The following is a 14804-nucleotide window of genomic DNA, read 5'->3' as shown; positions in this document are numbered from 1 at the left end:
TCCTATACATTATAAGTAGGATAACGAATGAGTACTATCTTTCGTCCGCCCCGCATTATTGATTTTGGCAGACTCCGGCTTCGGCCTTTCACCCGGTCCGACGCGCCGATGCTATTCGATTGCCTGCTCGGCGACCCTGACGTAACAGCCTGGCTAGCATTTCGCACGCACAGGAGCACTGCCGAATCGGAAACCTTCATAGAGGACACGCAACGCGGCTGGACATCTGGACACTGCTTCACGTGGGCGCTCGAAGATAGCGAAAGTGCACGGATCGTCGCCGCTATCGAGGTCCGCCCTGCGCTACCGCGTGCGGAGCTTGGCGTGATCACAAGCTTCCAGGAGGGATATCGCAAGCGCCGAGCGGGATTGCTGGCGTTATTGAAGTTGATCGACTGGCTGATGTCGCAGCCAAACCTTTGGAGACTTCACGCGTACTGCGCGCCGGAAGGCAAGGCGGCCAGCACGATGACACGGCTGGGATTTACCCTGGAAGGCCGACTATCGCACTGGGAGCCCAGACCCAATCAGAATATCGCGGCAGGCGACGCATTGTTATTCGCCATCACCCGGTCCCCCGCCGAATCCATGCCAGGAACCGCGGCCCGATACCCCCGGCTTGCTCGACACGATCTCGTCGTCCGGGAATAGCGACAAATCCGGCTCATAGCAGCGAGGTGGCCTTGCGCTCATATTTTTGGGCAACGTCATCCAAGGTGTGAATAAGCCGCTCGATCCCAGGCGTGCGCGCGAAGCGGCTTGATCGCTTGCAGATCGTGCGCAGCAATGTTGCCGACGCCACCGCGTCATTCAGCGCCCCAAACCGGGACTGCACACGCTGCAGGCGTTTGATCTGCCGCTTTGTCAGCAGCTTTGCCGCCCATCGATTGCGCTTTTTGGATTTTTTGACAGCTGGCACATCCATCATATCCGCGGATGACCTATGCATTGCATCGGCATGCACCGCGTGCCTGGCCACGATAAATTGCGCCTCCGTGTACGAAGTGATCAGGCTATACAAGTCGCGCACGCGCTTTCCCGCTTTGCGCACTGCGTGCAGCGCGTCGTAATGACCATCGCGCACCGCCTTTTTTTCACAAGTACGAAGTTGCTTGCGCGCCTTCGACAAACGCCCCGCGAGAAATACCAGATCGACCGGGGACGAGGTGGTTGCATTGACTAATTCAGCACACATCGGTATTTGTAACACAACCGAAGCGTCGATATCGCGCGCATGCCTTGCCAATCCTACGATGCCGGAATTTACAGCGTCTTCGCGAACAACGCTCAGCGTCGCGCGCGCTTTCGTCAAGCGCGGCACCCATTCATCCGCCAGCGCCAGTGTGATGTCCCAATCGCGCACGCCTGCCGCCGTACGCATCAGGCGACGTGTCACCTCTCGCTCTGCTGTCAACACACCGGCATCCAGCCGGGGACGATAGGCCCACTGCAGCGCTTTCAGTCGACGCAATGCCACCCGCATTGCGTGGATCGTCTCAGGGGCCGCCCCACCCCTGTTTTCCTTGAATTCGTGCGTGCGCGCACGCACGGTCTCCCAAAGAGGTCTTGCCAATTGGGCGTAGTCCTGAACAGCCGCGCAAGCACCCGCATCACGGGCGCTTTTTACAGGGTCGCCCGAATCGGGCTTACCGTCGCCGCGCCTGTCACGCGAGGCGGCCATACTCGTGGCAGGCATGCGGTTGATTGCCGCGGCTTCCTCTTCTGTTTGCGGACAGAAATTCGGCTCGAGGTCGTGTTTTCCATCTGCTCGCATTACGCTTCTCCTATACATGCCATGCCGACAGTGATGCAAAACCGATGCCTGCCCGATGGCTAAAGCGCATTACTAACCGCTTTCATGCATAATGAGATGCGATGACAAAACCGCAAACGATGCCACTTTCCCAGTGAAAGTCATAAGACCCAGGGCTTTCCCGGGAAATGCCTTTAGGTGTTTTTTCCTTCCCACCAGATCATGAACACGAAGCAAAAAACGACAGGACAACCGAATCACCCGCTCGAGTATGCCATTGAGCGCGGCTTGTTCGCATCACGCTGGATCTTGGCGCCGATCTATGTTGGACTGGCGCTCAGCATGCTTTTGCTTTTATTCAAATTCGCGCAAGAATGCTGGCATATGGTCAGCCATATGATCTCGATGACCGTTGATGATACGATTCTTGGGCTTCTTTCGTTGATCGACCTGTCTCTGATGGGCAATCTGATGCTGATGATCATGTTCGGCGGCTATCAGAACTTTGTCTCGAAACTCGACCTCGAAGGGCACAAAGATACGCCGGATTGGGTTGCGCACGTGGGTTTCAGCGACTTGAAGTTGAAGTTGATGGCGTCCATCGTCGCCATCTCGGCTATCGAGTTGCTAAAAAACTTCATGAGCATCGAGCACGTCAGCACACGGACTTTGGCATGGGGCATCGGTATTCATATGGCATTTGTCGTATCCGCGGTGCTGCTGGCCGGTATGGACGTGTTGATGACGCGTGTTCGTGATCAAAAGATCGAGCAAGACGACGCACTCTAGACTCTCGCCCAGCAAAAATAGCCACGCCTCGCAGGGAGGCCCCACACTACTTGCTGCCTTGTCAATAAACCGTATGTCGTTCAGGACCGCGGCATTGACTAATCTGCACGTAACACGGACGGATCCCCTGCGATGTCGAATTCGTGCCATGACAGCGTGCGCTTGCGCGCTGTGGCCGACCCCAGCATCGCGCGATGGTGATCGGCGGAGACCGGGGTGAAGACAGGCATCACGCGCCAACGTCGATTACACTGCTATTTTCCCTGACGAGGACCTTTCCATGAAATCACGCGCAGCCGTTGCATTTGGCCCGGGCGAACCGCTGAAGATTGTCGAAATCGACGTCGCTCCGCCACGCAAAGGCGAGGTACTGGTCAAGATCACGCACACTGGCGTATGCCATACAGATGCGTTCACACTGTCAGGCGATGATCCGGAAGGCTTGTTCCCCGCGGTGCTCGGCCATGAAGGTGGCGGCATTGTCGTGGAAGTTGGCGAAGGCGTGACGAGCGTTCAACCTGGCGATCATGTGATCCCGCTCTACACCGCCGAATGCCGTGAATGCAAATTCTGCCGTTCCGGCAAGACAAATCTGTGCCAGGCCATCCGCGTGACGCAAGGCAAAGGGTTGATGCCTGATGGCACGACGCGTTTTTCGTACAATGGCGAACCGATCTATCACTATATGGGGTGCTCGACGTTCAGCGAATACACCGTTGTCGCCGAAATCTCGCTAGCCAAGGTGAACCCGCAAGCGCCGCTGGAAAAGGTCTGTCTGCTGGGCTGCGGCGTGACGACCGGCATTGGTGCCGTGCATAACACGGCGAAGGTCAAGGAAGGCGATACCGTGGCGGTCTTCGGGCTTGGCGGTATCGGTCTGGCCGTGATCCAGGGTGCGAAGCAGGCAAAGGCCGGCCGCATCCTGGCCATCGACCTGAATCCGGACAAGTTCGATCTGGCACGCTTATTTGGCGCCACCGACTGCATTAATCCGAAGGATCATCAGAAGTCGATCCAGGACGTGATCGTCGAGATGACCGATGGCGGTGTCGACTTCAGTTTCGAATGTATCGGCAATGTTGATGTCATGCGTTCCGCACTGGAATGCTGTCATAAAGGCTGGGGAGAAAGCGTGATCATCGGGGTGGCCGGCGCAGGCCAGGAGATCCGGACACGCCCGTTCCAGCTGGTAACAGGCCGCGTCTGGCGGGGATCAGCATTTGGCGGCGTCAAGGGACGCACACAGTTACCCGGCATGGTCGAACAGGCAATGGCGGGTGAAATACAGCTCGACCCTTTCATTACTCACACGTTGCCGCTTGACCAAATCAACGAGGCATTCGATTTGATGCATGACGGTAAGTCGATCCGCGCGGTGATCCACTATTGATTCGAGGCCGCCGTAACGGCATCGGGAAAAAGGATCGTCGTCATGGCCGAGTCCGAGATAAAACAGCGCATCCGTGGCGCGGCGAAGGCGCCACGCATCACCGACGTCGCGCGCTGCGCGGGCGTCTCGCCGATTACCGTGTCGCGCGTCTTCAATCAACCGCACACCGTAGCGCCGGAAACGCTCGAACGGGTGCGGGAGGCAGTGCAAAAGCTGGGCTATGTGCCCAATCGTCTTGCCGGCGGGCTCTCCTCCGCGAGATCTCGACTGATTGCGGCAATTGTCCCGACGATTGTCCATTCCCTGTTTTCCGAGACCATCCAGGCGTTTAGCGAGACGATGAGCGCGGCGGGGTATCAGGTGTTGCTGGCACTGAGCGGATACGACGACAAGAACGAAGAGCAATTGCTCGACGCGGTGATGAGCCGGCGTCCCGAAGGAGTTCTCCTGACAGGTGTGGCACATACGGAATCGCTACGCCAGCGGCTATCGGTGTTGGACCTGCCGATCGTAGAAACCTGGGACATCACCGAAGGGCCGATCGACATGCTCATCGGCTTTTCCCATTATCAGGTAGGACAAACCGTTGCACGCCGCTTTCTGCAGCGCGGTGTCACCCGTCCTGCCCTGGTCTCCGCGAACGACGAACGGGCTTTGGCACGGCGCAGCGGCTTTCGCGATACGCTCGCCGACGCCGGTATCCCGGAAATCGGCGAAATCATTGTCGATCCACCCAGCTCCGTGGCCGTAGGCAAAGAAGCGTACCGCCGTCTGCGCGCGCAAGATCCGGCGATCGATGCCATTTTCTGTGGTTCCGACCTCGTTGCGCTCGGCGTGCTCCGTGAAGCGAAAGCGCTAGGTGTCGCGGTACCGACCGCATTGGCAATCTGCGGCTTCGGTGATCTCGAATTTGCAGCGGAAACAGAACCCCGACTATCCACGATCAATGTGGATGGTCGCCGCATTGGTGTGATGGCCGCGCGTGCGTTACTCGATCGACTACAAGGGGATCGGCCCATGGATGAACTATCGGCCTCACCTCGTCCTCCGGTTTGCGCCGACGTCGGCTTTGCCTTGATCGATCGCGAAACGATCTGACTTGCCGGCCTTTCAAGCCGTCATGCCATTCCACCGCCGCCCCAAAACCATCAATGCGGGAAACAAGCATGCCCAGCCTATGGCAAGTACACCGGTGGCGAAGGCGGCATCGGGAAATCGTGCCGCCCCCATGGCCACGCCTGCACGAAACGATAGTGGCCCCGCCACGGCGCCCAGCAGCGCCGCCAGCCACAGATGCCGCTTGAACCACGCCAGCAGAACGTTGACCTGGATCGCGAGCTGCAGCCACAAAGCCAGAATCCAGTACGGGGCGGTGCCGGGCCAGAGCGTGCCGGTGGCATACACGATCACGTGCGTGCGCACAATCGCTGACTCCCAGCATGCGGCCCCCAACAGGACAATACAGGCGAGGATCGCCTCGTCCCGAGGACGTTCCGCCACTATCAGGTGGTAGACGAACATGCACAATGAAAAAACGGCGCCGATCCAAGCGAGGTGGCGTGCTGCGCTCAATACGCTCACGAACCAGCCAACGTGACACGCAACCAAATACAGTGTTCGTGCGATCCAAGGTTGGCGCAGACGCGCCACGAACTCAGTCAACTTTATTTTACTCCCGCCACTGGCGATACACCGCGGCAACCCCATGCTGCGCACGGCAATGGTCACGCATCGCCGAGGCGGCAGACATGGCGTGATACTTCTCCACTAGAGCCTGCCGATCGACGAACCGGATTCCGGCGTTTTCTTTCCAAATAATACAGACCACCGTACACGGACGATCAGGAAACGCGCCCGACCCGCCACCACACGAACGTTATCATGCGACTGCCTCGCGCGCGGGCGCGACCCATGCCATCGCGTTCAGGTCCACGAATGCCGAAGCAGTATGCACTGTTTTGCAGCACATACCGGGTTTTGAAGCAAGGCAAGCAGCGTGCATTAGAATCAGCCATTCCTCCCAGACCTCATCGCCCGATCGCGATAGGAGGATTGCCACGTATTTCTGTTTCTCCATCATCGAGCCGACGTCGTTGAATATCCTAAAGCGCAACCCCCGTTTTCCCCATGCTGCGAACGCCGACACCGACGCCAGTGGAGGCGGACAACCGCATCCTGACACGATCGCTCTCACGTTGGAAGCCGTGTTGGCGCTGGCAGAGAAGGTATTGACGCTAAATGGCATGAGTGAGGATCAAGCCGCGGCAATGGCGCGCACTTTGACCGCGGGGCAACGCGACGACTGCCAGTCTCATGGCTTATACCGCTTGTTTGCCTGCGTCCACACGCTGCGCCACGGTGCCGTGCGGGGTCATGCAATGCCAGTAGTCGAGGACGCGACCCCGGCGCTGGTTCGCGTGGACGCCGATTTTGGCTTCTCGACGCTGGCTTTCGAGCGCGGCTTGCCATTGTTGATCGAAAAGGCGCGTCGGACCGGCATTGCCGCAATGGCAATTCACGATTGCTACCACGTTTCTGCATTATGGCCCGAGGTGGAAGCACTGGCAGTGGCGGGGCTTGCCGGCTTGGCAATGACGCCCGCGCATGATTGGGTAGCCCCGGCGGGCGGAAATCGACCGGTCTTCGGCACGAATCCGATTGCCTTTGCCTGGCCCCGACCCGGCCCCCTTCCTTACGTGTTCGACTTCGCGACATCGGCTATCGCACGGGGAGAGATCGAGCTGCACCGCCAGGCCGGCACCAAGATTCCGCTGGATTGGGCGATCGACGCCCAAGGCCAGGCCACTGACGATCCGGCTGCGGCACTGGAAGGCGCGATGCGGACCTTTGGTGGTCACAAAGGGTCGGCATTGGCGACGATGATCGAATTACTGGCGGGACCGTTGATGGGTGAATTGACGTCGATTGAATCGGCGAAGCGTGACGGTGGCGTGGGCGCGGTGCCGTGCCATGGCGAACTAATCGTGGCGTTCGATCCACTCATGTTCAGTGGCGGGTCAGGAGAGGTCGGAAACGCCTATGCGGAAGCGATGTTCGATCGTATTACCGGTCAAGGCGCCCGACTGCCTTCGCAGCGCCGCTTTGCCGCGCGGGAACGCGCGATGGCGGAGGGTGTCGTTCAGATCTCACGAGAACGCTACGACGCGGTGCTTAAGCTGATTCCGTCCCGACCCGACGGGGCGCAAGGCTGACCGGTTACCCGGCGCGAAGCATCGAGTGACGCCAATGCTTCGCGGTCACGGCGGCGACGATCATGTTCAATCCAATCACAATCATTTCCATATGTGGCAGGATCTGCTGCAAAAGCAGCGACTAACGCCAGGTAACATGAATCGGCTCATCGAGCCAGGGAAGAACGACCGGCTGCATTGGCCATGGCAGGTTATCGAGCAACACATCGCTCGCATCGGTTTCAACCTCGATCCGCCAGTGTTCACCCTCCGGAACCAAACGGCCAGAGCGCTGTAAGAAGAGCTGCCGTAAATCACTTACGCCGCATCCACCCAAGCCAGGAAGACGTCTCGGGAGGGTGGAAAACCAAGTGTCGATTTTTTCCAGGCGCCAAGGCTCCAACATATCGCCGTCGATTAAGATATCTTGCGGCAAGCCGCATAGTACTTTGTTCATCGGCATGCGCCACTCCTGCCACGCCGGATCGCCCCAGACAAGATAGTCCAATACCATCACGGCACGTACAGCCGTGTTCACTTGATTGTCCGATAGCGCTGCCCCCTCGTCGCGACGACTGGGAACGAATTCAACCAGAGCAAGCAAGGTCGGGATCAACGGCCAGAGACAAATCAGACCAGCGTTAGTTACCACGATCGCCTCCAGATCGGGGAGCCGTTGCCGGTGGGCACTGCGTCCTATCAAGCCGCGCCTTGGCCTAGCAACAGGTAAGGCGGTTGTGGCGCGAATGTGCGGGAGAACCTCGTCCGCGGGAAAACGACTAGGTGGCCTTTTGATATCGTCTTTGCCAACGGCTTTCTCTTGCACCATGCTGGACGCACCCTGCGGCATCGAATGCATGTCACCTATTCTTGGAGGAAGACCATCTCGCACGTCAATGCTCATATGCAGCAACTGCTCGACCAGGGGTTGGCCGATTAGATTGGCTAACCGTGCTTGCTTAGTTGGATCAACCTGGACAACCCGCGCAATATCGAGCGCGTGCTTCGTGACATTTCGCAATGCCGTTTCAAACCACGCATGCGGCGTATTCGAACCCCACGGTGGTATCCCGTCGAGAGATCTCCCTGCCAGATACGCTAAAACCCAATCAGCATCAGACGTGGCTTGACATATGCGCGTCACGCTCGACGCCATGTCTTGACCAACGATACGAGATAGCCGAGAAAACGCCACTTTTTCTTCCAGCACGTGAGTCAATGCTGGCACGAAATTATTTCTGCGTTTCTCGATCTGGTTAGACAACCAATCTATCGGAGAACTGGTGCCCCATGAGATGGCTCCTCGAAAATATCCGCATCGCAGGAAAGTGGCAAACGCGCCAAGTTCATCCTCAACAGGCGCGCCAGCTTCGTACTCCGTGCGATCGATGTTTTCCTTGCGCCAATTCAACGAGGCGACCACATCAGGATCGCTCTTAACCAACGCGCCTTGCCCGTCATCGGCGCCCCCGTTAAGTTTACTTTGACGGTCCTCCCTGTTTAGTGCTACGCGAACGATAAATGTCCGCTGTTGCAGCGCAGAAAGTGCCCGCGAAGGCAATTCAGTCTGCCAACCTGAACGTTCCATCGCACCAAGATTCATGGTGACATTTATAGAGGAACCTGCTTCGTGTGTCTGAACAAGTGTTTGAAACAGCTTCTCCACTGGACGCTTCAGACGTGCTTTTACGATCGCACCACATTCCGCCAAGACCTCATGCTCCGCGCCCGAACTCATCCGCAAAATAATTTTCAGCCTTATCATCGCTGCGTTCCGGCCCCTCTATTGTCAACGTCATCCGACATATCAAACGGATTCCTAATCATTTACATGAAATATCCACTTTTCAAGTGCCTCCCGCGCGTTATCTGCCCTCTCGCCTTCTTTCTTGATATGCAGTGTCCCGATGCCCTTCAATGGCAACGCGACTCTTGCAAGACCTAAGCTTTCGAGAATGGGAATAGCGCCTGGCCCAGGCATGCCTCTTTGCTCGTCGAACCGATTCTGCCAGTCGTGAAATTTTCTAGCGAATGCAGAGTAAGTCTCCTCTTTTAACCAATACACCTCGAACTCCAGATGTGAAGGTACAAGCCGTTTTAATTGAAAATTGACTTTCGCTTGCCAAGCCTTGAAGTTGGCATTCTCGACGTCTCGATACAGTGGAAAAACAAAAGCTAATCTCTGCCCTGCGGCAGCTCTCTGATCATAGAGACCAGGCACACTTACGAATAAGCGATGCTTTGACGTTTCCTTAAAACTTTCCGGAAGCGTGAAATCAACTACGGAGTCAGCATTCGCATTGAGCAGCGTCACTGCTCCTGTAGCAGAGCCACCTTGCGACTCGGTGCAGTCTGAATCCAAGACATGAACCTTGACCTTCAAATTTTCGTGTAACCATGGATAAACACCTCCGAATGCCACGTGCGCTTTCCAGTGCATTTTTTCTCCACCTTCTGGTTTAGCTAAATCTCGAAGTGGAAAATAGGCTGAATCACCATGATGTGGTCTCAGTATGAACTGATTTTGCGGGACAGTCCTTTGTGTGGAAACATCATCCCACGTAGTGGGTTCTCCAAATAGCTTTACGGTGACCATCGATTGACCGTGGTCCACACCGGTAATGATGCCCGGGTATGCGGACAGTGTCGAAGAGAACGTGCCCTTATGAACGTCGACAATAGCTCCGATGGCCATTTCGTGAATGTTCTCTTCCAAAACCTTACCGCTTATTTTGCCGAATATTTGTTTGCCATTCTCGATAATTCGGACTCCATCTTGCAGACTTATGGCCTTCGGTATCAAATGCGAAATGTCGAGCATATAAAAAGGCCAATGACTGTGATCATCTGCAAAGAACGCTGAAGAGTAAAGACCTAACGAATAGGCAATTTCTTTTTGGAGCGCCGTGATCGGACCTTCTGCGGCCAGCCGTTTTCGAGCAATATCCGCGATGCTATCAATAAAACGATTTGTTTGCGTAACAGCTCCGGATCGATAAAACCCATAGCGTGTTTTGGACAACTCGGTTGGACCAAAACCGAAGTACTGCAACAGATGCGCCTGGATATAGCCCACATCGAAAACGTCATCGCGAAGTTCCTCGTCCTTCAGCACAGCGCTTTCCCCTGAACGTATTGATACGGTTCCAAGCTGGCTGTTTCCAGACACCCCCAGGCCGTTATCGCTTACAAAGCGCAATCGAAGCTTCAATTTGTCGAGCCGATCGCAAAGATGCTTAAGGTGCCCGTCGAAAGCGGACAGAAACTGTCGTAGTAAATCCGTATCCTGCGCTGCAACGGGTCTTCCATTTAAGGCAAGCGAAGGCGGTAAGCGTTTCCAAGTCTCATCAGCCCATTCCTTGACATTTCGGTATTTTGTGATCGCCTTGCTTCGTGTATCTTTTACTGAATTGGTAAAACGTTGCGGTGCTCTTAGCAACAGAATCTCTTTGTGAATGTCGACAGCCTGTATCTTCGGCGCATCGCTTTGCAAACGAATCTTGATGCCACACCATTCAACATAATTTTCACTGTTCACGGGATTGGCACGAATAGTGCCACCGAAATTATCTTTACATAAAACAAAGCTTGTGTTTTTGTCTACTAAATTTTTATTTGATCGATCCGACTGTAAAGCTATGTCGTAAATTCCTCTTACCCCTTCAATGGACTTAATCTTTTCTATCAAAATCTCAAGATTCTGATTGAAATCCTGTCCGTCCTGGATAAGGTCGATCTGCGGCAGAATTTCAATAAAGCCATACTCTGTCTTAGGCCCGCCGTGACATGCCAGCCATGCATCTCTTTTATTTGTATCGAAACACCGTTTCGCCCGTGGTGAGATCCAATCATCTAGGAGATCATATAGCCGCGCGAAAACCTTTGCGATATTGACATTGCAATCAATTAAATCGACTTCAAGCTTCACCGTGACATTTCTCGGTTCAATGAGGTTGACCCGTGGCAGGCGCTCACCGTGGCTTCGGTTAGCACTCAGTAACGTCTCAACCTTGTAGATTAGGCGTTTTTTTTGCTGATTTTCGTATCGGCTTGTCAGCCTCTCACTAATAATCATTTCCGGCAGCAGCCAGACACACAGTCTATCGCCATCGGCGTCGGGCGCGACGACGACGTTTTTGCACGGATGATATAAAGAATTATCATCACCATCGTATTCCTCAACCATGTCGAGTATCAAACGTCGATAGTCATCTGCACTGACTGGCGTGGTCGTTAGCGCCTCTTCGCGCGTAATGTCTTTCGCAGTTTCGTCGCCTGGCGGCGCGGCCTCTGAGGTGAAAAGATCTTCAAGCGTGTGAAGGTGGCGATAGGCAACATCCGAGCCACCAAAAGCCAATGCCTGAAGCATCGCGACCCCCGGGTCGCTATCGCCATGGTGCTGCCACTCAGCATCCGCACGTTCCGCCAGAACGGTCGACATCGTTTCCCACAAAGTATCAAAATGAATCAATGACAGATTTTCGTTTTTCTTCAACATGACGCCTCCCTATTTTATCGTTGGTAGTAAGTTAAGCGTCAATAATCCGAAGTGTGCCTGCCCGTCGGTAAAATTGATTTTGAAACTTTTCGCGATATTTTGCGAAGATATGAAAGCAATCACTTCGTTTCTCAGTACACCCTCGTTCCATTCCTCAAATCGCCATAGCGTCCATGTCCATTCGCGAAATGCGCTATCGACCGTCGAGGCGGCCTTTACCGGATCAATACCTTCGCGCCACTCCAAGGTCACCTCAACCGGAGCATGCGCATGGTTAAATTCCGGTCGGATCTTGGCGTAGACCGATGTAGTTTCATTTAAAAAACGTCGCACATGCTCCTGCTCCAATTCTGACAATGTATATCGATTTTCACCGTCAGGCTCTTTTCGGAGAATCGCGAGCTTCATAGCAGCGGAATTCATCTTTGGATCGTCGACACGCGCTTCTATACGCACTCTAAACTGAGGAAATCGCCGCGCGATTCCCTTACCTAAATCGTCCACATTCAGAAAACGATGACGAGTTCTCAATATAAATACTTTGTCATCCTCACCATTTTTATTAAATGCATTTTCTCTCGAAACATCTTCAATGACCTCGTTACGGATCGAATGATTCGCACGAATCCCAAAGATGTCATAAAAGAATCGGTTACGATGCTCGTCTAGCAATTTCAGATACAGGCGTTCGGGCGTTTGCATAACTTTCCAGAACGCAAGCAAAAACACCTCATAGGGACGTAGCTTCTCAGATGGATTTAACATTCGTAAAGCCAGCGTCTCAGCTGCGTCCAGCGTCAGTCGATCATTATTGTTAAAAGCCACGCTGTTCCAGTTCAGCTGTGCCGGCGTATTGTTGCCAAATGGAATCCGTGCCAGTCGACAACTCCACTTAAGCAGGAAGCGTATTAACCCTGCTACGTTCTCATCTTTGTCCATATCATTACCAGCCTCGATATCTGTCACGATTCCCCCTTTTCCTCATTCATTTTGCTCCATCACATCACCGCTATCGAAAGCGCGTGGATGATGCAGGCTTGCCGTTAAGCTTGCGCGGTGAACGATATTTGTTTAACGACATCCCGACCGGCCACCCGATAACTGATACCAACGCGCAGCGCATCAATCCTGTCCGCATGCTGGGTAACGATCACATCCTGAACGATTACACGCGGTTCGTTGCGTAATATTGCGTCCGTGACGATTGTCTTGATTTCAGCGCGAAGATCATCGTTCAGATTCTTAAACAAGACAGATAGCCAATCACAACCAAATTGTGGCCTCATGATACGTTCACCGGGCAACGTCTCCATCAGATGACGCAGGTTCTGCTCGATGTCCGTGAGATCCGTATCCGCCATCTTGGGCCCATCACTGTCAAAACTTACAGGAAAGACCCATCCACGCTTTCCAACAAACCTTACGTCTCTTATTTCACTCATACTCTCTCCCCTGATGAGGGCGCTATGCGATATCGATTGCTCATGTCGAGCATCGGCAATGTCGATCTCAAGATTTCTTAAGATTAATCATAGTCCCGAGAATTTCCATTTCTTTTTCTGCTGCAATGGTCATATTATTTGTAGAACGTAATGTAATATTTTTAGATTTTCCCTCGATACCTGATTTTCCTATTTGAACTATTGCGCGATGATTATCTTTCTTGTCCATTTCATCAAAGCCCACAAATAGTGCACCTTTTTGAGTCTCAATGCGAACGCAGTTATTCGAAAAATTAATGCCGTTCGGTTTTTCAGCCTCCGCACTTTCGGAAATCCAGCCTTTCCAGAAGCGAGGATGATCACCCTGATCGCTCGACGTTGGCGCAGCATTCACCGGATTATGGGTTGCGCCTAAAATGACAGGAAAGCGTGGATCGTCGTCGATAAAAGAAACGAGCACTTCGTCTTTCGACTCCGGATACAAATGAAAGCCCCGCCCGGCGCTTGCATAAGGTTTGGCGAAACGTGCCCAAATGGGCGTTTCTCCGAGTTCCGGCAATACGACACGTATTCGATCACAATGCGTTGCATCCGATTCGTACTCTGCAACTATTCCGACCGTCAACGCGTCGGCACGCGGTAATGCGGCGGCATCACTTTGCGCAATATCATCCAGACCAATGAACACGGTTGTCAGAAAGCTACCGCGTGACCACTGGTGGCGTATGCCAGTGATGATGCCTTGGCCATTCTGCCGTTCTCCCAGGCTGCTAATTTCCAAGGTATCGCCTAGACGGTAGCGCACTGTATCCTGGTTCGCGTATAGCACGAATCGCACTTGTGCCGCAGCAGCCTCTTGCGCCAAAAGACGCCCGTCCGCAAGGTGCTGCATATCGTCCGACATCAGTGGCAACGGATAGAAGGACCGCCATGTCTCCTCAATCGAAGCTTTCACACGCCCAGGATCGAGACCACCCGTGGCCAATTTTGTCGGCTTGGCACGTCTCGGCTCCGAAATTCTTTGTTCCGCCACGTTCCAACAACTGGCCTCGATTGTCGCCGCAAGGCCGCTGTTATCAACATACCATTCTGCTTCAACAATCCTGGTCGGGTGCCCGTTCTCGGAGGCCTCGCCGCTAATCTTGAATATGTCGCCGTTCGACAGACTGGGTGTCACACAATCAACCCGGTCCATGTGAGGCAAAAGCCATACCCCGCACGCTCGCATACGGCGGCGCAACCAATGCCAATCACTCGACTGCCATTGCAGTAACTGCTCGTGTTCGCCTCCCTTGACGTCAATACGGCCCGCCGTTGCATGTTCGCCTATCAAGGTCTGAATGACCGTTTGGTCGGTCGTTTTCTGATACGCGCGACTACGCGGCTGGCCCATCAGCTTGTGCAAGGGATGTACCGCACGTAGTGTAAGTTCCGGATTAGGTCCAGCCCAGGTGATCCGTTGGCTGACCACGATTCCATCAAAAAGCACGACGTTTTTAAGTGAGCCAGGCAGCGCTATACGCAGCGTTACCTTTCTGCCAGGCACACATTTGTCCGCGTCGCGATTTACTTCGTCCCAACGGCCGATTTGCAACGAGGATTGCCTCACCAGACGCAACTCGAGGTTCGGAATGTTATTGACACGCTGCGTAATATCGACCTGTGAGACCTTCATGTACTGCAGCGTTTTACCATCTACTTCAATGACTAACGGTTGTTCCCAGAATGGCGATGCCGTCAT

The 14804-nt window shown here is 54.2% G+C and carries 12 protein-coding genes; 5 read left to right on the top strand and 7 right to left on the bottom strand.

Translation table 11 applies throughout. The features are described from left to right. Positions 1-27: 27 nt before the first annotated feature. Entirely contained in the window at positions 28-651 is a 624-nt protein-coding gene (locus WM40_RS15455) for a GNAT family N-acetyltransferase (protein ID WP_024905028.1), read from the top strand. Between the two features lie 13 nt (positions 652-664). Here WM40_RS15455 and WM40_RS15450 read toward each other — a convergent pair whose 3' ends face one another. Then, positions 665-1774, bottom strand: a complete 1110-nt coding sequence (locus WM40_RS15450; protein ID WP_046153309.1) for a CHAD domain-containing protein — start codon at positions 1772-1774, stop codon at positions 665-667. 201 nt (positions 1775-1975) lie between these two features. Here WM40_RS15450 and WM40_RS15445 point away from each other — a divergent pair, with 201 nt between their 5' ends. From WM40_RS15445 to WM40_RS15435, 3 genes are all read left to right on the top strand, one after another. Beyond that, a complete protein-coding gene (locus WM40_RS15445; protein WP_036012185.1) occupies positions 1976-2542 on the top strand; it encodes a TIGR00645 family protein in 567 nt (188 codons plus the stop codon). 280 nt (positions 2543-2822) lie between these two features. Beyond that, the gene (locus tag WM40_RS15440; RefSeq protein ID WP_024905025.1) at positions 2823-3932 is read left to right on the top strand and encodes an S-(hydroxymethyl)glutathione dehydrogenase/class III alcohol dehydrogenase; all 1110 of its coding nucleotides are present in this window, start codon (positions 2823-2825) and stop codon (positions 3930-3932) included. 42 nt (positions 3933-3974) lie between these two features. Next, complete coding sequence (locus tag WM40_RS15435) at positions 3975-5030, top strand: LacI family DNA-binding transcriptional regulator (RefSeq protein WP_046153308.1); 1056 nt, start codon at positions 3975-3977, stop codon at positions 5028-5030. Between the two features lie 12 nt (positions 5031-5042). On the opposite strand, the gene WM40_RS15430 is transcribed toward WM40_RS15435, so the two are convergent. Beyond that, a complete protein-coding gene (locus WM40_RS15430) occupies positions 5043-5594 on the bottom strand; it encodes a DUF2878 domain-containing protein (protein ID WP_236693545.1) in 552 nt (183 codons plus the stop codon). A gap of 521 nt (positions 5595-6115) precedes the next feature. Here WM40_RS15430 and WM40_RS15420 point away from each other — a divergent pair. After that, a complete protein-coding gene (locus tag WM40_RS15420; RefSeq protein ID WP_046153336.1) occupies positions 6116-7144 on the top strand; it encodes an Ldh family oxidoreductase in 1029 nt (342 codons plus the stop codon). A 121-nt stretch (positions 7145-7265) separates the two neighbouring features. On the opposite strand, the gene WM40_RS15415 is transcribed toward WM40_RS15420, so the two are convergent. The 5 genes from WM40_RS15415 to WM40_RS15395 all read right to left on the bottom strand — a co-directional run bounded on the left by WM40_RS15415 (position 7266) and on the right by WM40_RS15395 (position 14804). Next, positions 7266-8888, bottom strand: coding sequence for a contractile injection system tape measure protein (locus WM40_RS15415; RefSeq protein WP_157685815.1), 1623 nt, complete (start codon positions 8886-8888; stop codon positions 7266-7268). Between the two features lie 54 nt (positions 8889-8942). After that, positions 8943-11621: a hypothetical protein gene (locus WM40_RS15410; protein ID WP_046153306.1), complete on the bottom strand. Its 2679-nt coding sequence runs from the start codon at positions 11619-11621 to the stop codon at positions 8943-8945. Between the two features lie 9 nt (positions 11622-11630). Beyond that, positions 11631-12587, bottom strand: a complete 957-nt coding sequence (locus tag WM40_RS15405; RefSeq protein WP_157685814.1) for a hypothetical protein — start codon at positions 12585-12587, stop codon at positions 11631-11633. A 77-nt stretch (positions 12588-12664) separates the two neighbouring features. Continuing rightward, positions 12665-13063: a GPW/gp25 family protein gene (locus WM40_RS15400; protein WP_024905378.1), complete on the bottom strand. Its 399-nt coding sequence runs from the start codon at positions 13061-13063 to the stop codon at positions 12665-12667. A gap of 67 nt (positions 13064-13130) precedes the next feature. Then, positions 13131-14804: a phage baseplate assembly protein V gene (locus tag WM40_RS15395; RefSeq protein ID WP_046153304.1), complete on the bottom strand. Its 1674-nt coding sequence runs from the start codon at positions 14802-14804 to the stop codon at positions 13131-13133.

Origin of the sequence: Robbsia andropogonis (assembly GCF_000970345.1) — a bacterium.
In the GTDB taxonomy this organism is placed as follows: Bacteria; Pseudomonadota; Gammaproteobacteria; order Burkholderiales; family Burkholderiaceae; genus Robbsia; species Robbsia andropogonis.
The sequence above is the reverse complement of the archived record's forward strand: the minus strand, read 5'-3'. Positions and strand labels throughout refer to the sequence as shown.